Origin of the sequence: Comamonas sp. wu1-DMT (assembly GCF_040187805.1) — a bacterium.
Taxonomy (GTDB): Bacteria; Pseudomonadota; Gammaproteobacteria; order Burkholderiales; family Burkholderiaceae_C; genus Comamonas; species Comamonas thiooxydans.
The window spans coordinates 167469-188552 of the sequence record NZ_JBANEM010000002.1 but is presented as its reverse complement, the minus strand read 5'-3'; the positions used below and the strand labels follow the sequence as shown (position 1 = coordinate 188552).

The window sequence follows — 21084 nt, the reverse complement described above, 5'->3', positions numbered from 1 at the left end:
ACTCCGGGAACTTTCAGGCATCTGGCACCCCCCAAGTCAGGCGGGCCCATCGGCTAGTTCAGCAGATGGCCCGCCTTTTTGCGTTCGGCTCTATCTCATCCTCATGTCAGACCTTCCACTTCGCGATCGTGACTCCTCTCGCTCACAGGCAGTGCGCGCGACTCTGGAGTTGCTGGCCTCCATGCGCTTTGCGATTTCACTGCTCACGGTGATCTGCATCGCATCGGTCATCGGCACGGTGCTCAAGCAACATGAACCGCTGGTCAACTATGTCAACCAGTTCGGTCCCTTCTGGGCGCAGCTGTTTCTGGCGCTGAAGCTCAATGCGGTCTACAGCGCCTGGTGGTTTCTGCTGATTCTGGCCTTCCTGGTCATCAGCACCTCGCTGTGCGTGAGCCGCCATGCTCCCAAATATCTGGCCGACATCCGCAACTACAAGGAGAATCTCCGCGAGCAAAGCCTCAAGGCTTTCCATCATCGCGCCGAGGCGGATGTGGCTGGCAGCACCGAAGAGGCGGCCAAGCGCATCGGCCAGCAACTGGTGTCTGGCGGCTGGAAGGTCAAGATGCAGCAGCGCGACACGGCGGCCGGGCCCGGTACCGGCTGGATGCTGGCAGCCAAGGCCGGTGCGGCCAACAAGCTGGGCTATATCGCCGCGCATTGCGCGATCGTGCTGATCTGCATTGGCGGGCTGTTTGACGGCGATCTCATCGTGCGGGCCCAGATGCTGCTGGGCGGCAAAACGCCTTATACCGGCGGCGGCATGATCTCGGACGTGGCGCCCGAGCATCGTCTGTCGATCAAGAATCCGACCTTTCGCGGTAACCTCATGGTGTCCGAAGGCACGCAGTCCGGTACTGCGATCCTGAATCAATCGGATGGCATCTTGCTGCAAGATCTGCCATTTTCGGTGGAACTCAAGAAATTCATCGTGGAGTACTACTCCACCGGCATGCCCAAGCTGTTTGCCAGCGATATAGTGATTCATGACCGCGCCACCGGCGAGAAGCTGGAAAAGCGCGTGGAAGTGAACCATCCGGCCAGCTACAAGGGCATAGAGATCTACCAGAGCAGCTTCGATGACGGCGGCTCCAGCGTCAAGCTGCATGCCGTGCCCATGGACGGCGTCTCCCAGCCCTTCGACGTGGAGGGCGTGATCGGCAACTCCACCGAGTTCGTGCGCAAGCTGGCCGATGGCCAGCAGGACAAGGTGACTCTGGAGTACACGGCGCTGCGCACCATCAATGTGGAGAACTTCGGCGGCCAGGACAAGGCCGGCACCGATGTGCGCAAGGTCGACCTGAAGCTGGCCATCGACGAGCGTCTGGGCGCTGCCCACAAGACCACGGACAAAAAGGATTTGCGCAATATCGGCCCCAGCGTGGGCTACAAGCTGCGCGATGCCTCGGGTCAGGCGCGCGAGTTCCAGAACTATATGCTGCCCGTGGACACGGGCGAGGGCCAGCCCGTCTTCCTGCTTGGCGTGCGTGAGAATCAGGCCGACCAGATGCGCTATCTGCGCGTGCCTGCCGATCCTGAAGGCACGATGAACACCTTCATGCAGCTGCGCCAGGCCATGCAGAACAAGGCCCAGGCCGAGAAGGCGGCGCGCGCCTATGTGCAGCGTGCGGTCGATGTCTCCAAGCCCGAGCTGGCCGAGCCGCTGACGCAGTCCGCGCTCAAGGCGCTGGAGCTGTTTGCCGGCCAGGACGCCAAGCTCAAGGGTCCTGACGGCCGCCAGCTGGGTGGTTTGCAGGCGATATCGGACTTCATGGACAGCAATGTGCCCGAGGCCGAGCGCGAGCGCGCCGGCGAGGTGCTGGTGCGGATTCTCAACGGCGTGCTGTTCGAGCTGGCCCAGCAGGTGCGCCAGCAGGCGGGGCTCAAGCCTTTCGAGAACGACGAGAAGACCCAGGCCTTCATGACGCAATCGGTGTTCTCGCTCAGCGACGCGCAGTTCTACCCAGCGCCCGTGGTCTTCATGCTGCAGGACTTCAAGCAGGTTCAGGCCAGCGTGTTCCAGGTGGCGCGAGCTCCCGGTAAAAACATTGTTTACCTGGGTTGCCTCTTCCTGATCCTCGGCGTTTTTGCCATGCTGTACGTGCGTGACCGCCGCATCTGGATCTGGCTGACCCCTGCGAATGGTGGCAGCCATGCGAACATGGCCTTGTCCACCAACCGCAAGACCATGGATGGCGACCGCGAATTCGTCATGCTGGCTGACAAGCTGATCGGGGCCAAGCCCTTACAAAAGAAGACTCCCGGAGGTTCTGTATGAACACCGCAACCACGACATTGACTCTGAATGAAGGCTATTTCGCCCGCCGCAACTGGTTTGACTGGTTGTTCGCGGTCGTGGTGGCCGTGGGCCTGGGCTATGCGCTGCAGCGCTACGCCGCCTATATGGATGTGTATGAGAAGGGCATTTTGCTGGCGACCATCCCGGCCATGATCTGGATGGGCTGGTTCTGGCGCCCGCTGGCGGTGCTGATGCTGACCGTGGCCGGCTTCTCGCTGATGGCCATCGGTCTGTACCAGGGAGGAGATGGCGGCGAACTGGCACGGTCGGAGACCGTCTTCGGCCTGAAGTACTTCCTCTCCAGCCAGTCCGCCATCCTGTGGATGAGCATGGTGTTCTTCATCAGCACGGTCTTCTACTGGATAGGCGTGTTTGCCAAGGGCGAGCGCTCGGTGATGTCGCTGCTGGGCTCTCGCCTGGCGTGGCTGGCCGTGGCCATGGCGCTGATTGGCACCATGGTACGCTGGTACGAGAGCTATCTGCTGGGTCCGGACATCGGCCATATCCCCGTCAGCAATCTCTACGAAGTGTTCGTCATGTTCTGCTGGATGACGGCCATTTTCTATCTGTACTACGAGCAGCATTACGACACGCGTGCCCTGGGCGGCTTTGTGATGCTGGTGGTCAGCGCGGCCGTGGGCTTTCTGCTCTGGTACACGCTGGTGCGCCAGGCCCATGAGATTCAGCCTCTGGTGCCGGCTCTCAAGAGCTGGTGGATGAAGCTGCATGTGCCCGCCAACTTCATAGGCTACGGCACGTTCGCGCTGTCGGCCATGGTGGCGTTTGCCTATCTGATCAAGCAGCAGGCCACCGAGACCAAGTGGTACAAGCTTGCGCCGCTGTGGCTGCTGGGCGTGGTGCTGTGCTTCGAGCCCATCGTCTTTCGCAAGGGCGCGACCGAGAACGGCGGCAGCTACTGGATGGTGTACTTCGGCATCTCGGCCCTGATCGTGGCCGGCATCCTGCTCTCGCGCAAGCGCATTGCGGCCCGCCTGCCTTCGTTCGAGATTCTGGATGACGTGATGTACAAGGCCATCGCCGTGGGCTTTGCCTTTTTCACCATCGCCACCGTGCTCGGCGCTCTGTGGGCGGCCGAGGCCTGGGGCGGTTACTGGAGCTGGGACCCCAAGGAAACCTGGGCGCTGATCGTCTGGCTCAACTATGCAGCCTGGCTGCACATGCGCCTGATGAAGGGCCTGCGCGGCACGGTGTCCGCCTGGTGGGCGCTGGCGGGTCTGGCCGTCACCACCTTTGCCTTCCTGGGCGTGAACATGTTCCTGTCGGGCCTGCACAGCTACGGCGAACTGTAGGCCGCGTAACAAGCACTCCAAAAAACAGGAGCTGCTTGCGCTGATTGAATAAGGATTTCAGGTTGAAAACAATCTGAAACCATTGATCGTCAAGCGCAAGCAGCTCCTTTTTTATTGCGCACTTCGGGGGAACTTTGCTGACGCAGAGGGCTTCCAAATCGCACTACTCTTGATTGTCGTTTGGGAGCACTCCTATGCTGATACGTCACCGTAACCAAGGCTTCGAGCATCCACTGGCCAGCGAGATCACGCCTCAGACCCAATACCTGCAGCGCCGGGATTTTCTGCAGACCCTGGCCATGGGGGCGGCGGGCGCCACCTTGGCCGGCTGGGCCGGCCGTGATGCATGGGCGGCGACCGAACGCGGCAGCCTGCCGCCTCTCAAGGGCCAGCCCAGCAAGCTTGCCGGGGCCATGACGGTGGAAGCCGCCACGGCCTACAAGGACGCCACGGGCTACAACAACTACTACGAGTTCGGTCTGGACAAGGACGAGCCTGCACGCAATGCGCACACGCTCAAGACCCGGCCCTGGACGGTGCGCATAGAAGGTCTGGTGCACAAGCCGCAGACCCTGGATATCGAAAGCCTGCTCAAGCTCGCGCCCATGGAGGAGCGCATCTACCGCCTGCGCTGCGTGGAGGGCTGGTCCATGGTCATCCCCTGGGTCGGCTACTCGCTGTCCGAGTTGCTGAAGAAAGTGCAGCCGCTCTCCGGCGCCAGGTATGTGGAATTCGTCACCCTGGCCGACAAGGCCCAGATGCCCGGACTCAGAAGCGGCGTGCTGGACTGGCCCTATACCGAAGGCTTGCGGCTGGATGAGGCCATGCACCCGCTGACGCTGCTGGCCTTCGGCATGTATGGCGAGGTACTGCCCAACCAGAATGGTGCGCCGCTGCGTCTGGTCGTGCCCTGGAAATATGGTTTCAAGAGCGCCAAGTCGCTGGTGGCGATCCGTCTGACCGACAAGGAGCCAGGCACCGCCTGGAACAAGGCGGCACGCAACGAGTACGGCTTTTATTCGAATGTGAATCCCGAGGTTGATCATCCGCGCTGGAGCCAGGCCACCGAGCGGCGCATCGGCGAGGGCGGGCTGTTCGCCAAGCGCCGCAAGACCTTGCTGTTCAATGGCTATGGCGATCAGGTGGCGTCGCTGTATGCGGGCATGGACCTGAAGAAGTTCTACTGATGCAGGCCTGGTTGCTCAGGCCCTGGGCCAAGCCACTGGTCTTCACGCTATGCCTGCTGCCTTGCGCATGGCTGTTCTATGCGGCGTTCACCGACGGGCTGGGGGCCAATCCGGCCGAAGCCCTGCTGCGCAGCACGGGCGACTGGACTCTGCGTTTTCTCTGCATCGTGCTGGCAGTGACGCCGCTGCGCCAGATCAGCGGCTGGAATCTGCTGGTGCGTTACCGGCGCATGCTGGGCCTGTACGTGTTCTTCTACGCCTGTCTGCACCTGCTTTGCTATGCCTGGTTCGACATGGGGCTGGACTGGGGCGATATCGTGGCCGATATTCCCAAGCGCCCGTTCATCTTGGTAGGTTTCAGCACCTGGCTGCTGCTGCTGGTGCTGGCCGTCACTTCGCCAAAGTTCATGCTCAGGGCTTTGGGCGGCAAGCGCTGGCAATGGCTGCACCGTGCCGTCTATGTGGCGGTGCCTCTGGCTTTGCTGCATTTTTTCTGGATGCGCGCCGGAAAGAACAATTTTGCCGAGGTGGCCGTCTATGCGGCCATTCTCGGTAGCTTGCTTGGCTGGCGAGTGCTGCGTGCACTCAGAAGCAATCAACCGGCCACGGCGCGCAGCGGCGGACGTACCTGACGCGAGATCGGGTCGATCTCGGCTGAAGGCAGCTGGTAAGCGCGCTGGTCGAACAGGTCGATTCCGCATTGCAGGCCTTCGAGCCAGTTGAGCAGGTCGCCAATCGCCTGTTTGCCCATGATGGGCGCGCCATGCTGGGGCACGATCATGTCTATGGGCAACTGCCGTGCCATCTGCACCCATAGCCTCAGAATCTTGTTGGAGACCATGTAGCGGCGGTGAAAGCCTTCCATGCGCGAGATATGAGGAGCGAGGTCGGTGACGGGCTTCTGCGCTTCTGCGCCGGTGGTCAGAGAAACGCCGAGGTCGCCCGTGAACAGAATCTTGCTGATGGGGTCGTAGAAGTGAAAGTTCCCCTCGGCATGGAGAAAATGCGCGGGCAGCAGCACTAGCTCGCTATGGCCCAGAGGCAGGCGTCCGCCCGAGTCAGGTACGCCGATGACGCGGTTTTCCGTCTTGCCCACCTTGGTGAAGTGCGGTGCAAAGCGCTCCCAGATGCGCGAGATGACCAGTTGTGCGCGCGTGCTGCTCATCCAGCGATCCAGCGAGGCGATGATGTCCGGGTCGGCATGCGAGGCAATCAGATAGGCGAGCTTTTGCGGCGGGAAATGCCGCGACATGCCCATGAACAGCTCGTTGAAAGCCAGGTTGCCACCGGGATCAATGATGGCGCCCGTGCCGTTGTCCACGATCAGGAACTGATTGGCCTGAATGGCCTGACCGTCCTCTTCGATGAGGTCGGTGAACATCAGACAGACGTGGTTTTTGTCGCGATAGAGCTCAATGGACATGGCAGTTTGTCAAAGGACAAGATGCCATCACTCTAGAGAGTAAGTCCGGGCGCCATGTTGATGTGCATCAAGCCTCAGGGCTTGGCATCGATCTGGGGAATCTCGTCAGCCTCTATCGGCGTGGCTTTCGTTGCGGGTGTTGCTGCGCTGGAAGGCTTGGGGGAAATGCCAAGCGTTTCGGGCAGCGTGGCGCGACCCTGCGCCGCAGGATCTGTAGGCAGATAGAGCGGGCCTTTTTGCCCGCAGGCGGAAAGTGCTGCCAGGGACGCCGCACAAGCCGCAAGGGCAATGCTCCTGACTAAAATTTGGTTGGCTTTCAACATGGGCAAATTGTAATGACTGACCTTGAATATCTGGATCGCGCCGACCAACTTCTGCTGGCTGTGGAGCAATGCTGTGATCGCATCAATGACGAAACCGATGCCGACCTTGATGCCCAGCGTGTGGGCGGCATGGTGACTTTGGTGTTTGCCAATCGCAGCCAGATTGTCATCAACCAGCAAAAACCCCTGCATGAAATCTGGCTGGCGGCCAAGGCAGGTGGCTTTCACTATCGCTTTGACGAGGACAAGAAAGTCTGGCTGGACACCAAGGGTGCTGGCGAGTTCTTTGCCAATCTGACGCAATATGCAAGCGAGCAGTCGGGCATGGCTCTGGAGTTCAAGGCCCTGGCCTGAGTCTTCAGGGCGCTGGAATAAAAAAAGCCTGCCTCGACGAGAGGCAGGCTTTTTGCTTTGCGAGGGCTTAGTTTCTGAACAGGTCCAGAATGCGGCTGCGCTCCTCTGCGGCAGGCGGCTGGGTGGCACCCGGGCCTGCGTTGCCAGGATCGGAGGCGCCTTCCATACCGAGGCTGGAGACGCCGCCGTTGCGGGCGTTTTCTTCGTAATACCAGTCGCCGCCCATATTGACCACGCCGGGCGGGGTCTGCACTTCGGCCACCGGCACACCCTTGAGTGCGTGCTGCATGAAATTGATCCAGATGGGCAGGCTCAGGCCGCCACCGGTTTCGCGCGAACCCAGGTTGCGCGGAGTGTCGTAGCCAATCCAGGAGACTGCGGCAATGCTGGGCTGGTAGCCGGCAAACCAGGCGTCCACCGAGTCATTGGTGGTGCCGGTCTTGCCATACAGGTCGGGGCGCTTGAGTGTGGCCTGGGCACGTGCAGCCGTGCCCACGCGTGCCACATCATTGAGCAGGGTACCGGTGAGGAAGGCATTGCGCTCGGGGATGGCCTGGGGCAGCTCCTTCACCGCTGGCGGCGTGAACTCGGAGAGGATGCGACCCTTGTGGTCTGTCACGCGGGCAATCAGCCAGGGGTTGATGCGGTGGCCGCCGTTGGCAAACACCGAATAGGCTCCCGCCATCTGCAGCGGCGTGACGGAACCGGCGCCCAAAGCCATGGTCAGGTAAGCGGGCTGCTTGGCGGCGTCAAAGCCAAAGCGCGTCGCCCATTCCTGTCCAGTCTTGGGACCGATGGCCTGCAGCAACCGGATGGAGATCATGTTCTTGGACTTGTTCAAGCCCGTACGCATGGTCATGGGGCCGTCGTAGCGGCCGTCGTAGTTCTTGGGCTCCCAGGGCTGACCACCGGTGGTTGCTGCACTGAAGAAGATCGGTGCGTCGTTGATCATGGTGGAGGGCGAGAAACCGTGCTCCAGCGCCGCCGAGTAGATGAAGGGCTTGAAGCTGGAGCCGGGCTGGCGCCAGGCCTGGGTCACGTGGTTGAACTTGTTCTTTTCGAAGTCGAAACCACCGATCAGCGCGCGGATGGCGCCGGTTTGCGTGGACATGGCCACAAAAGCACCCTCGACTTCGGGTAGCTGGGTGATTTCCCAGGCACCCTTGGCGTTCTTGATGGCGCGGATCACGGCACCGGGGCGGATCTTGATATTGGGCGGTGCCTTGGGGCTGAGGCCGGATTCGGCGGGCTTGAGGTTGTCGCCCGTGATCTCGAAATGGGTACCGTCCGCACGGGCCGCGACAATCTTGCGCGGCGAGGCTTCCAGCACCACGGCCGCAACCACATCGCCGTTGTCGGGATGGTTGGCCAGGGCATCGTCGATGGCGTCTTCCAGCTCCTGAGCGTTGGCTGGCAGAGTGATGAACTTCTCGGGGCCGCGGTACTTCTGGCGGCGTTCGTAGTTCATGATGCCTTCGCGCAAAGCCTTGTAGGCAGCCTCTTGTTCACCGGCATTGAGGGTGGTGTAGACGTTCAGGCCGCGGGTATAGGCGTCGCTGCCGTATTGGGCAAAGATCAGTTGACGGGCCATTTCAGCCACGTACTCTGCATGTACACGGGTCGAACTGGCGGCAGTACGCAGCTTGAGCGGCTCTTCGCGGGCCTGCTTGGCCTGATCTGCAGTGATGAAACCGTTTTCCTCCATGCGCTCGATGATGTAGAGCTGGCGGATGCGGGCGCGCTTGGGGTTGCTGATCGGGTTGTAGGCCGATGGAGCCTTGGGCAGGCCTGCCAGCATGGCGGCTTCGGCCACCGTGATGTCCTTGAGCGGATGACCGAAATAGGCTTCACAGGCTGCTGCAAAGCCATAGGCACGGTTGCCAAGGAAAATCTGGTTCATGTAGATCTCGAGGATCTGTTCCTTGGTGAGCAAGTGCTCAAGCTTGAAGGTCAGCAGGATTTCGTAGATCTTGCGGGTATAGGTCTTCTCGGAAGAGAGGTAGACATTGCGTGCGACCTGCATGGTGATGGTCGAGGCGCCCTGGCTCTTGACCTTGCCCAGGTTGGCCAGCGCAGCACGCAGCATGCCCTTGTAGTCCACGCCGCCATGCTCGAAGAAGCGGGTGTCTTCGATGGCCAGCACGGCATCCGTCATGACCTTGGGGATCTCGTTGATGGGCGTCAGGGTGCGACGCTCCTCCCCAAATTCGCCCAGCAGAGCGCCTTCGCTGGAGTAGACCCGCAGCGGTAGCTTGGGGCGGTAGTCTGCAAGTTCGGAGACGTCTGGAAGATTGGGGTAAGCCATGGCCAGCGCCACGGCCACGGCCAGCAACACGGCCAGGGCGGCGGCGACGGCAAGTCCGATCAGCCAGAAAATGGAACGCGGCAGCCAGTGCATGCGTTTTTTGGGAGTTTGAGACCCAGGCGCAGGTGCCTGGTGAGCAGAATGTTCTGATGGCGGCATTTCGCAGTATTGGCAAGGGGTAGGGCATTATAGAAATGCCGCCCGGAAAAGCATCGTGGCGGCCGGGTGGGTGCCGCGCTTTGATTGAATCCTAAATCACAGGGTAAGCACCAGTATGCGCAAGGGCTGAGGTTCTTGCGGTTTGACGTTACACAAGTTTGTCTTTTTTTTGACCACGAAATACGGTGAAAAGCGCTGCAGCAAAGCATGTGCTGCTATAGCTTGCTGCTAGGATTCCGGGGTATTGCTGGCTTTTGTTTCCATTCTTACAAACCTGGGGGGGCATGTTGATTGCTCTGAGTTCTTTATTCAGCCGTCAGCCTGCACCTTTGCTTGGCATTGATGTCAGCTCCTCCAGCGTGAAGCTGGTCGAGCTGGCCAAAAGCAAATCCGGCGAGTGGCAACTGGAGCGTTGTGCGATTGAGCCTCTTGAAAAAGGCTGGATCACCGACGGCAATATTGAGAAATTTGATGAGGTGGCGGAGGCTGTGCGCCGCCTGGTCAAGAAAAGCGGAACGCGTACAAAGCAAGTGGCCATGGCACTGCCTGCCGCTGCGGTGATTACCAAGAAGATCACCTTGCCAGCCGGCTTGACCGAGCTGGAAATGGAAGTTCAGGTCGAGTCCGAAGCCAATCAATACATTCCGTTCTCGCTCGATGAGGTGAGCCTGGATTTCTGTGTCATAGGTCCGTCGCTGGTGTCGCCTGGCGATGTGGATGTGCTGATCGCTGCATCGCGCAAGGAAAAAGTGCAGGACCGCCAGGGCCTGGCCGAGGCAGCCGGTCTCAAGCCCATGGTGATCGATATCGAGCCCTACGCTGCCCGAATGGCGGCAACGCGTCTGGTGTCGCGTTTGCCCAATGCCGGGCGTGACGCCGTTGTGGCGCTGTTCGAGGTGGGAGCAATGACCACCAGCATGCAGGTGCTTCGCAATGACGAGGTGCTGTATGAGCGTGATCAGGCCTTTGGCGGCGCACAGCTTACCCAGTTGATTGCACGCCAGTACGGTTTTTCTCCGGAAGAGGCGGAGGCCAAGAAGCGCAGCGGCGAATTGCCGGACGACTACGCGGCTGGTGTGCTCAAGCCCTTTGTGCAAAGCCTGACCCAGGAAGTGGCGCGAGCGTTGCAGTTCTTTTTCACGAGTACTCCCTATAACCGCGTCGATCATGTTTTGCTGGCAGGTGGATCGTCGTCCTTGCCGGGGCTGGTGGATGCCGTCAGCCAGCAGACGGGATGTGCCTGCAGTCTTGCCAATCCCTTTGAAGGCATGGAAATTGGCAGCGGCGTGCGTCTGAAGAAGATGGCGCGTGAAGCGCCGTCCTATCTGACCTCTTGCGGTTTGGCCATGCGGAGGTTTCAAGAGTGATACTGATTAACCTTTTACCGCACCGCGAGGCGGCCAAGAAACGCCGTAAAGAGGCGTTTCAGGTCAATATGGTGCTGGGCGCACTGGGTGGACTGCTGATCGCAGCACTGATTTACTGGTACTTCCAGATGATGATCGAGGGCCAGCAGAACAAGAACAATCTGCTGCGCTCCGAAATCAAGGTCCTGGAAACACAGATCAAGGAAATCGAGGGGCTCGAGGCCGAAATCACCGCTCTGCGTGCACGGCAGAAGGCGGTGGAGGATCTACAGTCCGACCGCAACCTGCCGGTGTACATGCTCAATGAGCTAGTCAAGCAACTGCCGGACGGTGTCTACATCAGCAGCATCAAGCAAGAAGGCTTGTCGGTGACCATGCAGGGAACTGCACAGTCGAATGAACGTATTTCCGAGATGCTGCGCAATCTTACGGATGGCTCGCCCTGGTTCTCCAAGCCGGAGCTGATGGAAATTGTGGCCAAGACTGTTGATGTGACTGCCAAGGATAAGCGCCGTGCAGCTGCATTCACATTGCGCTTCAATCTGACCAGGGCCAGCGATGCGGAGAAAAATCTGCTTGCTGCAAGCTCTTCTGTGAAGGCGCAGTAATGGCAAAAAAGAAGAAATCTCTGGACATCGATTTCGCTGCGCTGCAAGAGAGGATTCAGCGCCAATTCCGGAATCTGGACCCCAATGACCCCTCGGTCTGGCCAGCCTTGCCCAAGGCACTGCTGTATGTGGCCGTTGCAGTCGCTGTCGCTGCCTTGCTGTGGTTCGTCGTTCTGAAGGATTACGAGGCAGAGCTCGACGCCGAGCGTGCGACCGAGGTGACTCTGCGCGAAGACTACTCCAAGAAAATGGTCAAGGCGGTGAGCCTGGAGGGCTTGAAGAAGCAGCGCGAGCAGGTGCAGCAGTATGTGACGCAGCTGGAAAAGCAACTGCCCAGCAAGGCGGAGATGGCTGCTCTGCTTTCCGATATCAACCAGGCCGGCTTGGGGCGTAGTCTGCAGTTTGAAGTATTCCGCCCTGGCGCCATGGTGACCAAGGAGTACTACGCCGAGCTGCCAATCACCCTGAAGGTGACGGGACGCTATCACGACATCGGTGCTTTTGCCTCGGATATCGCTTTCCTGTCCCGTATCGTGACCTTGAACAATCTGTCCATCGCCCCGGGCGGCAAGGACACGGATGTGCTGTCCATGGATGCCACGGCACGGACCTTCCGATATCTGGATGCGGACGAAGTCAAGGCGCAGCGTGACGCGGCCAAGGGGAAGAAATGAGCAGAGCATTCTTGAGCCCTGTCTGGCTGGTCCTGATGAGCAGTGCTTTGCTGGCGGGCTGCACCTCCTCCGAGGAGGAGCAACTGCGTGAGTGGATGGCCCAGGAGCGTGCCAATGCCAAGCCTCGCGTGACTCCTCTGGAGGAGCCCAAGCCTTTCAAGCCCCAGGCCTATACAGGGGCTGATGGCATGGATCCCTTTAATCCGCTCAAGCTGATCCAGGTGCTGCGCAAGGAGTCTGCGCAATCCAACATCAGCACGGCGTTGCTCACGCCAGAGCTGAGTCGCCGCAAGGAGCCGCTGGAGGCCGAGCCGCTGGACACCATGACCATGGTGGGCAGTCTCGACAAAAAGAACGTGCCCACGGCCTTGGTCAAAGTCGGCGGCCTGCTCTATCAGGTACGTGTCGGCAACTATCTGGGGCAGAACTACGGAAAGATCACCAAGATTACGGAAAACTCCATCCAGCTAAGAGAAATTGTCCAGGATGGCGGTGGTGACTGGATTGAAAGAACAAGCACTTTGGAGTTGCAGGAGGTCGGCAAATGATGGGTATTAATCGCAGCACTATGGCGAAGGCCCGTTGGGGTCTGACCCTGAGCGGCCTTTTGCTTTCTTCGGCAGCTTGGGCGCAAGCCCGTATTGAGGCTGTTACAGGCGCTTTGCAGTCAGGCTCCGAGGTCGTCCGTGTCGAGCTGTCCGAACCGCTGGCTGCAGACCCGACCGGATTCGTGGTTCAGTCTCCGGCGCGTATCGCTCTGGATTTTCCGGGTGTGAGCAATGGCTCGGGCAAGTCGTTGCTTGAATTCAATCAGGGCAATCTGCGCTCGGCAAATCTGGTGGAAGCATCGGGTCGCTCACGCCTGGTATTGAATCTGAAGACGGCTACGACCTATCGCTTGCAGCGCCAGGGCAAATCTTTGCTGATCTTGCTTGATCCCGCAGGTGCCGCGACAACCGCTGCAGCTGCGACTCCTGTCATGGCACCGGTGTTCGAGAACAAGACGGCAGCCTCTGATGCCGCTCCGATTCGCGGTATCGACTTTCGCCGTGGTAGCGATGGCTCCGGCCGGGTTGTAGTCAGCCTTGGCAGCAGCCAGGTGGGGGTGGATCTGCGGCAGGAGGGCAAGGGCCTGACGGTGGACTTCCTGCGTACAGCTCTGCCTGAAAATTTGCGCAAGAAGCTCGATGTGGGAGATTTCGGTACGCCTGTGCAAACGATATCGACCACTCAGCAAGGCGATCGTGTTCGGATGCGCATTGACCCTGTGGGTGATTGGGAGCACAGCGCATACCAGAGCGACAATCAGTTCGTGGTGGAAGTGCGTCAGAAAAAGGTCGACACCAGCAAGTTGACGCAAGGCCCGGGCTACAGCGGCGAAAAGCTGTCGCTCAATTTCCAGAATATTGAAGTGCGCTCTTTGCTGCAGGTCATCGCGGACTTCACCAACTTCAATATCGTCACCTCGGATACGGTGACAGGTGCCTTGACTCTGCGTCTGAAGGATGTGCCATGGGACCAGGCTCTTCAGATCATCATGGATGCCAAGGGGCTGGGCATGCGCAAGTCCGGCTCCGTGCTCTGGATCGCTCCCAAGGACGAGATTGACGCGCGGACCAAGCGTGACTACGAAGCGGCCATGGAAATCCAGAAGCTGGAGCCTTTGCGCACGCAAGGCTTCCAGCTCAACTATGCGAAGGCGGCGGACATTCTGCAGCAGATCACGACTTCGACAGGCGGCGGCGGTGCAGGCGGTACAGGGTCCAGCACGCGCTTTCTGTCGTCGAGAGGCTCCGCCATTTCCGAGCCACGCACCAATCAGCTGTTTGTGACGGATACGCCGACCAAGCTGGAAGAAATGAAGGCTTTGCTGGCAACGCTGGATGTGCCGGTGCGCCAGGTCATGATCGAGGCCCGCATTGTGGAGGCACGCGATACCTTTGGCCGTTCGCTGGGTGTGAAGTTTGGCGGAGGGGCTGTTGGCAGCAATGCCTCCATGACATCGTCTCAGTTCCTGCCTGATAGCAGCTCGGGATCAAGCTCCAAGTTCCCCAGTGGCAATTTTGTCAATTTGCCCGCCAGTGTTTCGGGAATCAACACTGTGGGTCAGGTCGCATTCTCTGTCTTCAATAGCTCGATGACACGTTTCCTGTCCCTGGAGCTGTCCGCTTTGGAAGCAGAAGGCGACGGCAAGATCATCTCCAACCCCCGTCTGGTGACGGCAGACCAGAACAAGGCATTGATCGAGCAAGGCACGGAATACCCATACTCCGTGACTGCGCCGAATGGCGCCACGACCATCTCGTTCAAGAAGGCCGTGCTGAAGCTGGAAGTGACTCCGCAAATTACCCCTGAAGGCGACATCATTCTGGATCTGGATGTGAACAAGGACAGTCGCGGTGAGACCACGACTCAGGGCGTCGCCATTGATACCAAACATGTCAAGACCCAGGTGCTGGTCGAGAATGGCGGCACGGTCGTGATTGGCGGTATCTTTGAACTGGAGGAAACCAACCAGCTCAACAAGGTACCGCTGTTCGGAGATCTGCCTGTGTTGGGGCATTTGTTCCGTAGCAACACCAAGGCTTCGAGCAAGCGTGAAATGCTGGTTTTCATCACTCCCAAGATGCTGAGCCAGGCGCGCAGCACCAGCAAATAACTGTTATCAGTTTTTACATAGGGCCCGCACGAGTTGATGCGGGCCTTTTCATTTGTAATATCTGCGGGCTGCGAGAATCATGGGCTGGCCAGATTGGCGGATGACGGTAACGCGATGACTGTTCTAAAGAAATTTCATATTGCCCTTGTGGGTTTGCCAGGCTCCGGCAAATCCACCATCGGACGCTATTTGGCCAAGCGTTGGTCTATGCCTTTTGTGGATGTGGATGTGGCCATCGAAGAGCATATCGGCTGCATGATTCGCGATTTTTTTGCCAAGGAAGGCGAGTCCAGATTCAGGGATGTAGAGCAAGAGGTGCTGGCAGCGCTGCTGGCGCGACCTGAGAAAACGGTGGTTGCCACAGGTGGCGGTGCCGTGCTGAAGGCTGAAAACCGGCAAGAGCTGGCCGAGCATGCACAGGTGGTCTATCTGAGTGCATCACCGCATGAGATTGCCAAGCGCCTGCAGCGGGATACTCAGCGTCCCTTGCTGCAAGTGGACAATCCTTTGCAGCGCTTGCTGGATTTGCATGCCATCAGAGATCCGCTCTACAAGGAGGTTGCAGATTTTGTGGTGGCGGGCAGCGGCCTGTCCGCCACGCAGGTGGCTCAGCGAGTGGCCATGCAGATTGAACTCGGTCAGCATTCCGGATTGCGCTGAAAAGCTTGTTGGTCAATACACTGCGTGTGGTTCCTGCTATGTATTTTGAGAGAGGTTGAACGTGGAAACGGTGCATATTGATCTGGGAGAGCGCAGCTATCCCATCGTGATTGCAGAGGGCTTGCTGGCCCAGAGCTCCACTTGGCAGGCATTGCCCAAGGCGGCGGCGGCTCTGGTCGTGACGAATGATGTCGTGGCCCCGCTTTATCTGTCTACGCTCAAGCAGGCCTTGAGCGGCCAATACGCTCAGGTTCACGAGGTGGTGTTGCCCGATGGCGAAGCGCATAAAGACTGGCAGACTCTGAACCTGATTTTTGATGCCCTGCTGCAGCATGGTTGTGACCGCAAGACGGTGCTGTTTGCACTGGGTGGCGGTGTTGTGGGGGATATGACGGGCTTTGCTGCCGCCAGCTATATGCGTGGCGTGCCTTTTGTGCAGGTGCCGACCACGCTGCTGTCCCAGGTCGATTCTTCGGTGGGGGGCAAGACTGCCATCAACCACCCGCTGGGCAAGAACATGATTGGGGCCTTCTACCAGCCGCAGCTGGTGCTCTGCGATCTTGCTACGCTGGATACCCTGCCCGAGCGCGAGTTGAGCGCAGGTCTGGGGGAAATCATCAAATACGGCCCTATTGCCGATATGCAGTTCTTCGACTGGCTTGAGCAGAACATGGATGGCCTGCTGCGCCGCGATCGCGACATGCTTGTCCATGCCGTCAAGCGAAGTGTGGAGATCAAGGCCTGGGTCGTGGGGCAGGACGAGAAGGAAGCAGGTCTGCGCGCGATTCTCAATTTTGGTCATACCTTCGGTCATGCGATCGAGGCCGGCATGGGCTACGGCAACTGGCTGCACGGTGAAGGTGTGGCGGCAGGCATGGTGATGGCGGCGGAGCTGTCCCAACGTCTTGGCCTGGTGGAGGCGAGCTTTGTCTCGCGTCTGCGCAAGCTGATTGAGCGAGCAGGCTTGCCGGTGCGCGCAGCGGTCATCGATGTCCAGGACAATGCTGGTCGCTATCTGGAGCTGATGCGGGTCGACAAGAAATCCGAAGCCGGTGAAATCCGCTTTGTGCTGATCGATGGTCCCGGCAAGGCGGTGATGAGGTCGGCACCCGACGCTCTGGTGCGTGAAGTGATCGAGAGTTGCTGCGCTTGATGGATGGCGCTATGTGAGCAGACCCTGGGGGAAGCGAGACCATAGCTGTTAGAGTCATTGCATCGAGTTGTTGAGGCGATTTGCATGACCGCTCTGGCTTCCTATGCCTGCCATCCCCAGCAAAGCCGCGGGCGTCGCTTTGCTGAGCCCCCGGCTCCCACGCGCAGCGACTTTCAGCGCGATCGGGATCGCATTGTTCACTCCTCGGCCTTCAGGCGACTGGTTTACAAGACCCAGGTCTTTGTGAACCATGAGGGCGATCTGTTCCGAACCCGGCTCACGCATTCTCTGGAAGTGGCACAACTGGGGCGCTCCATCGCGCGTTCTTTGCGGCTGGATGAAGACCTGGTTGAAGCCATCTGTCTGGCGCATGATCTGGGGCACACACCTTTTGGACATGCGGGGCAAGACGCGCTCAATGAGTGCATGAAGCCCCATGGCGGTTTTGAGCACAATCTGCAAAGTCTGCGTGTAGTGGACAGGTTGGAGGAGCGTTATCCTGCCTTTGACGGTCTGAACCTGACTTTTGAAACGCGCGAGGGAATTCTCAAGCATTGCTCGCCCAACAATGCGCAATTGCTGAATGCACGTGAGCCCGGCGGCGTGGCTCAGCGTTTTCTGGATGGCACTCAGCCTTCTCTGGAGGCGCAGCTATGCAATCTGGCGGATGCGATTGCCTATAACGCCCACGATGTGGACGACGGCGTTCGATCGGGTTTGATCACCATGGCCCAGCTGCGTGAAGCCGTGCCGTTGTTTGCCCGCTATTACGCCTCGACATTGGCGGATTGGCCCGATCTGGCTCTGCCGGATGCTCAGCGCAAGCTGCTCTATGAGAGCATTCGCCGCATGCTCAGTGACCAGGTCTATGACGTCATCCATCACTCACAGGCCGGTATTGAGCAGGCGGCTGTGCGCTCGGTGCAGGAGGTTCGTCAGCACGGCCGGACGCTGATCGGTTTCAGCGAAGAGATGAAAGCGCAGTCTCTGGTGCTAAAGCAGTTCTTGTTCAGGCAGCTCTATCGGCATCCTCAAGTCATGCAGACCATGAACAGTGCCCAGCAAGTTGTGAAAGAGCTGTTTGCTGCTTATATGGTGGAGCCTGAACGCATGAAGCCGCGCTTTGTTCAGCGTGCCCATATCGTCACTACCCTGCATGAACGTGCGCGAGTGGTGGCAGACTTTATTGCGGGTATGACGGATCGTTATGCGGCGCGAGAGCATGAGCGCATCACCGGGCTCAGGCTGCTGGGCGAGGCCTGAAGGAAGCTCCTCAACGGTCTTGCTGCCAGTGGCGAGCATGGCACAGGCCGGATCGCTAAAATAGCGGTTCTGTGTATCTAGAGCCGGAATATTTCCCGCCCAGTGCGCATTCTTTGGGGGCGATGGCCCCCGTTTGCATTTTGGAGGGCCCTGTCATGACCGAAACTTCAACCATCGCCGATCAGGCTTTCCCGCCGGAGCTTGTGATTGCGGATACCGTGCGCTGGCTGGAAAAGGCCGTGATAGGTCTCAACCTATGCCCTTTCGCCAAAGGCGTGCATGTCAAGGCTCAGATCCACTACGCCGTCAGCGATGCGACCGATGCGGAGGCTGTTGCCGAGGCTCTGCATCGCGAGCTTGAGGCCCTGGCCGAAGCCAACGCAGAAAAACGCGACACCACACTGCTGATACTGCCCCATGCCCTGCAGGATTTTCTGGACTTCAATGACTTTCTTGAAGTGGCGGATGCCATGATCGAGGAGCTGGATCTGGGCGGCATCTTGCAGGTGGCCTCGTTCCATCCTCAATTTCAGTTTGAGGGCACGGATGTGGACGACGTTACCAACTGCACCAATCGTGCTCCCTATCCCATATTGCACTTGCTGCGCGAAGACAGTATCGACAAGGCTGTGGAGGTGTTTCCGGAAGCCGAAACGATATACGAGCGCAATATGGAAACGCTGGAAAAGATCGGCATCGAAGGCTGGCTGGACCTGGATGTCGGGGCTCGCTGCCCCGTGACCGGCCATGGTCAGACGAAGGCAGAGAAGTGATGGGCAAGACCGATAAAAAGCAGAGCCTGCAAAAGCCCGCCAAAGCAGGGGCACTTGATATCGCCGAGCAACTGGGGCTCAAGCCCGGCCAGAGCCTTGAGTTGCTCAAGGCCCTGCATATCCTCACGCGCGAGGGAAAGCTCAATCAGGATTCGCGCCGCAAGCTCAAGCAGGTCTATCACCTCTATCAGTTCATCGAACCTTTGCTTGCCGAGCTGTCCAAGGATGGGCATGCCGTGACATTGGCTGACCATGGTGCGGGCAAGTCCTATCTGGGGTTCATTCTTTACGACCTGTATTTCAAGGCCTTGGCTCAGGGCCGGATTTTCGGTATCGAGACGCGTGCGCCTTTGGTCGAGGCATCTCAGAAGCTGGCGGCTGAACTTGGCTTCGAGCGCATGGAGTTTCTCAATATGTCGGTGGCCGAGTCCACGCGAGCAGACTTCATGCCTTCGCAGTTTGACGTGGTCACGGCCTTGCACGCCTGCGATACGGCGACTGATGATGCGATCGCCTTCGGGCTGGAAAAGCAGGCCAAGGCCATGGTGCTGGTGCCTTGCTGCCAGGCCGAGGTAGCTGCATGTCTGCGCCAGACCAAGGCCATGAGCCTGGCGCGTACTCCGCTGGCCGAGTTGTGGCGTCACCCGATCCACACTCGCGAGATGGGCAGTCAGATTACCAATGTGCTGCGCTGTCTGTATCTGGAGGCTTGCGGCTACCAGGTCACAGTCACCGAGCTGGTGGGCTGGGAGCACAGCATGAAAAACGAATTGATTGTGGCCCGTTATACGGGACAGAAAAAGCGCAGTGCGGCGCAACGCCTGCGTCAGCTGCTCGCCGAGTTTGGACTGGAAGGCCTGGCTGGCGTGCGCTATCCCCATTTGCAGCAAACCAGCGCGGACTGAGCAGGCTTGAAGCATGAGCTCTGCCGGGCCCGCTGCTTGTGATGCTCAGTGACTCTCCATCAGGCGCTTCATCAGCTCCTGCGTTGACGCGTCCACTCCTTCCCAGTCATTGTGGTTCTGGCGGGCATGAAGCTGCTTTGCCAGCTTCTTGCCCAGTTCCACACCCCACTGGTCGAAGCTGTTGATGTCCCAGATGGCGCCAGAGACAAAAATGCGATGTTCATACAGCGCAATCAAGGCGCCCAGAGAGGCTGGATCCAGTCTTTCAAGCATCAAGAAACTGCTGGGGCGATTGCCGGGGCAGTCTTTTTCCAGACCTTCGCCGCAGCGCCCCACCATCAGCGCCTGGGCCTGGGCAATCGCGTTGACTACCAGGCTTTGATGGTGCTCGCCCAGGTATTTGCCCCCGTCGCGCAGGGCAATGAATTCGACCGGTATGAGATCCTGCCCCTGGTGCAGCATCTGGAAAAAAGCATGCTGCCCATTGGTGCCGGGCTCGCCCCAGATCACCGGTGCCGTGGGAGCTGTGAGCCGAACGCCATTCTTGTTGATGCTTTTGCCATTGCTCTCCATCTCCAGTTGCTGCAGATAGGCCGTCAGGCGGCGCAGTCCATGGCTGTAAGGTGCAATGCAGCGGCTGGAAAACTGGCAGAAATTGCGATACCAGATGTCCAGTAGTCCCAGGCGCACCGGGAGATTGCTCTCCAGAGGGGCTGTGAAAAAGTGGGCGTCCATCGCGTGCGCGCCGCCCAGTAGCGCCCTGAATTGCGCCGAGCCTATGGCGATGGCGATAGGCAAGCCGATGGCGGACCACAGCGAAAAGCGTCCGCCTACCCAATCCCAGAAACCCAGCGTGCGCTGTATGCCGAACTCTGCAGCCGCCTGTGTATTGGTGGTGAGGGCCACGAAGTGTCGGTCGATCGAGCATGGGGCCTGCGGATCTTCGCTGCCGCCATGATCGAGAAACCACTGCCTGGCCGAGCGAGCATTCAGCATGGTCTCGGCCGTGGTGAAGGATTTCGAGGCAATTAGAAACAGCGTGCTTTCCGGTTTGACCCGGCGCAGCACATGTCCCAGCTCGTGGCCGTCCACATTGGAGACAAAGTGAAAGTTCTTGTCCTGGTCTATCCAGTCCTCAAGGGCATTGACCACGACTTCCGGACCCAGGTGCGAGCCGCCGATGCCGATATTGACGATATCGGTGATCTGTTGGCTGCCCCTGATCTGATCGGCCAGGGCGAGCATTCGATCCAGTGTGTCGTGAACCTCACGCAGCGCCGAATGCATGTCCTGGGGCCAGGACCGAAGCACGGGTGACTGGGCGAGCTGCCCGCCGTCTGCAGGAGTGCGCAGCAGCCAGTGCATCGCGCTGCGCTGCTCGCTGGTATTGATGGCTGCGCCGGCCAGCATGGCGTCTCGCTTGCTCGAGAGCTGGCTCTCGGTTGCAAGCTGCCTCAGCAAGGCCTCGGTCTCGCCAGTCCAGAGGTTCTTCGACAGATCGGCGAAGACATGCGGCGCCTGCATGCTCAGGGCGTCAAGACGTTGCGGGTCTTGTGCAAAAGCCTGGCGCAAATCCAGATGCTGGATCTGCGACCGGTAATGGGTTTGCAAAGCCTGCCAGGCAGGCAGTTCGTGACAAAGAGGCGTCAAAGGAAATTTCCG

19 protein-coding genes are annotated in these 21084 nt (G+C 59.3%); 15 read left to right on the top strand and 4 right to left on the bottom strand.

Translation table 11 applies throughout. From position 1 onward, the window contains the following. The first annotated feature begins 103 nt into the window (after nucleotides 1-103). The 4 genes from V8Z78_RS04975 (at nucleotide 104) to msrQ (ending at nucleotide 5428) form a co-directional block, all read left to right on the top strand. Complete coding sequence (locus V8Z78_RS04975) at nucleotides 104-2278, top strand: cytochrome c biogenesis protein ResB (RefSeq protein ID WP_349731009.1); 2175 nt, start codon at nucleotides 104-106, stop codon at nucleotides 2276-2278. After that, nucleotides 2275-3609, top strand: a complete 1335-nt coding sequence (gene ccsB, locus V8Z78_RS04970; protein ID WP_349731008.1) for a c-type cytochrome biogenesis protein CcsB — start codon at nucleotides 2275-2277, stop codon at nucleotides 3607-3609. The genes V8Z78_RS04975 and ccsB overlap by 4 nt, the downstream gene beginning before the upstream one ends. Nucleotides 3610-3803: 194 nt before the next feature. Further along, on the top strand, nucleotides 3804-4796 hold the full coding sequence (gene msrP / locus V8Z78_RS04965) for a protein-methionine-sulfoxide reductase catalytic subunit MsrP (RefSeq protein ID WP_279090791.1): 993 nt from the start codon (nucleotides 3804-3806) through the stop codon (nucleotides 4794-4796). Then, the gene (msrQ, locus tag V8Z78_RS04960) at nucleotides 4796-5428 is read left to right on the top strand and encodes a protein-methionine-sulfoxide reductase heme-binding subunit MsrQ (protein WP_279090794.1); all 633 of its coding nucleotides are present in this window, start codon (nucleotides 4796-4798) and stop codon (nucleotides 5426-5428) included. The genes msrP and msrQ overlap by 1 nt, the downstream gene beginning before the upstream one ends. Here the strand turns inward: msrQ and V8Z78_RS04955 are convergent. Then, a complete protein-coding gene (locus V8Z78_RS04955; RefSeq protein ID WP_279090796.1) occupies nucleotides 5392-6219 on the bottom strand; it encodes an oxygen-binding di-iron domain-containing protein in 828 nt (275 codons plus the stop codon). The two genes, msrQ and V8Z78_RS04955, sit on opposite strands and share 37 nt — an antisense overlap. A 74-nt stretch (nucleotides 6220-6293) precedes the next feature. Further along, a complete protein-coding gene (lptM, locus tag V8Z78_RS04950; RefSeq protein ID WP_279090798.1) occupies nucleotides 6294-6542 on the bottom strand; it encodes an LPS translocon maturation chaperone LptM in 249 nt (82 codons plus the stop codon). A 12-nt stretch (nucleotides 6543-6554) separates the two neighbouring features. Between lptM and cyaY the strand changes: the two genes are divergently transcribed. After that, a complete protein-coding gene (gene cyaY / locus V8Z78_RS04945; RefSeq protein ID WP_003061987.1) occupies nucleotides 6555-6896 on the top strand; it encodes an iron donor protein CyaY in 342 nt (113 codons plus the stop codon). 67 nt (nucleotides 6897-6963) lie between these two features. On the opposite strand, the gene V8Z78_RS04940 is transcribed toward cyaY, so the two are convergent. Next, nucleotides 6964-9294, bottom strand: a complete 2331-nt coding sequence (locus tag V8Z78_RS04940) for a penicillin-binding protein 1A (protein ID WP_280032022.1) — start codon at nucleotides 9292-9294, stop codon at nucleotides 6964-6966. Between the two features lie 350 nt (nucleotides 9295-9644). On the opposite strand from V8Z78_RS04940, the gene V8Z78_RS04935 reads away from it, so the two are divergent. The 10 genes from V8Z78_RS04935 to V8Z78_RS04890 all read left to right on the top strand — a co-directional run bounded on the left by V8Z78_RS04935 (nucleotide 9645) and on the right by V8Z78_RS04890 (nucleotide 19422). After that, the gene (locus V8Z78_RS04935) at nucleotides 9645-10727 is read left to right on the top strand and encodes a pilus assembly protein PilM (RefSeq protein WP_012837037.1); all 1083 of its coding nucleotides are present in this window, start codon (nucleotides 9645-9647) and stop codon (nucleotides 10725-10727) included. Next, nucleotides 10724-11335 carry a PilN domain-containing protein gene (locus V8Z78_RS04930; protein WP_012837038.1) on the top strand — a complete coding sequence of 204 codons (612 nt, stop codon included), beginning with the start codon at nucleotides 10724-10726 and terminating at the stop codon, nucleotides 11333-11335. Before V8Z78_RS04935 ends, V8Z78_RS04930 begins: the two co-directional genes overlap by 4 nt. Then, entirely contained in the window at nucleotides 11335-12009 is a 675-nt protein-coding gene (locus V8Z78_RS04925; protein WP_003061994.1) for a type IV pilus inner membrane component PilO, read from the top strand. Before V8Z78_RS04930 ends, V8Z78_RS04925 begins: the two co-directional genes overlap by 1 nt. After that, nucleotides 12006-12557 carry a pilus assembly protein PilP gene (locus V8Z78_RS04920; RefSeq protein ID WP_034357416.1) on the top strand — a complete coding sequence of 184 codons (552 nt, stop codon included), beginning with the start codon at nucleotides 12006-12008 and terminating at the stop codon, nucleotides 12555-12557. The genes V8Z78_RS04925 and V8Z78_RS04920 overlap by 4 nt, the downstream gene beginning before the upstream one ends. Beyond that, nucleotides 12554-14668 carry a type IV pilus secretin PilQ gene (locus V8Z78_RS04915; RefSeq protein WP_349731007.1) on the top strand — a complete coding sequence of 705 codons (2115 nt, stop codon included), beginning with the start codon at nucleotides 12554-12556 and terminating at the stop codon, nucleotides 14666-14668. The genes V8Z78_RS04920 and V8Z78_RS04915 overlap by 4 nt, the downstream gene beginning before the upstream one ends. 114 nt (nucleotides 14669-14782) lie before the next feature. Continuing rightward, complete coding sequence (locus V8Z78_RS04910; RefSeq protein WP_349731006.1) at nucleotides 14783-15328, top strand: shikimate kinase; 546 nt, start codon at nucleotides 14783-14785, stop codon at nucleotides 15326-15328. A 55-nt stretch (nucleotides 15329-15383) separates the two neighbouring features. Then, entirely contained in the window at nucleotides 15384-16481 is a 1098-nt protein-coding gene (gene aroB, locus V8Z78_RS04905; RefSeq protein ID WP_046461057.1) for a 3-dehydroquinate synthase, read from the top strand. An 84-nt stretch (nucleotides 16482-16565) separates the two neighbouring features. Next, nucleotides 16566-17744, top strand: coding sequence for a deoxyguanosinetriphosphate triphosphohydrolase (locus V8Z78_RS04900; RefSeq protein ID WP_057091536.1), 1179 nt, complete (start codon nucleotides 16566-16568; stop codon nucleotides 17742-17744). A gap of 155 nt (nucleotides 17745-17899) precedes the next feature. Then, nucleotides 17900-18517 carry a DUF1415 domain-containing protein gene (locus V8Z78_RS04895; protein ID WP_003062011.1) on the top strand — a complete coding sequence of 206 codons (618 nt, stop codon included), beginning with the start codon at nucleotides 17900-17902 and terminating at the stop codon, nucleotides 18515-18517. After that, on the top strand, nucleotides 18517-19422 hold the full coding sequence (locus V8Z78_RS04890; protein WP_314351701.1) for a class I SAM-dependent methyltransferase: 906 nt from the start codon (nucleotides 18517-18519) through the stop codon (nucleotides 19420-19422). Before V8Z78_RS04895 ends, V8Z78_RS04890 begins: the two co-directional genes overlap by 1 nt. Before the next feature lie 45 nt (nucleotides 19423-19467). Here V8Z78_RS04890 and pgi read toward each other — a convergent pair whose 3' ends face one another. Further along, nucleotides 19468-21072 (bottom strand): glucose-6-phosphate isomerase, encoded by a 1605-nt coding sequence (gene pgi, locus V8Z78_RS04885; RefSeq protein WP_349731005.1) that lies wholly within the window; start codon nucleotides 21070-21072, stop codon nucleotides 19468-19470. Nucleotides 21073-21084 lie beyond the last annotated feature (12 nt).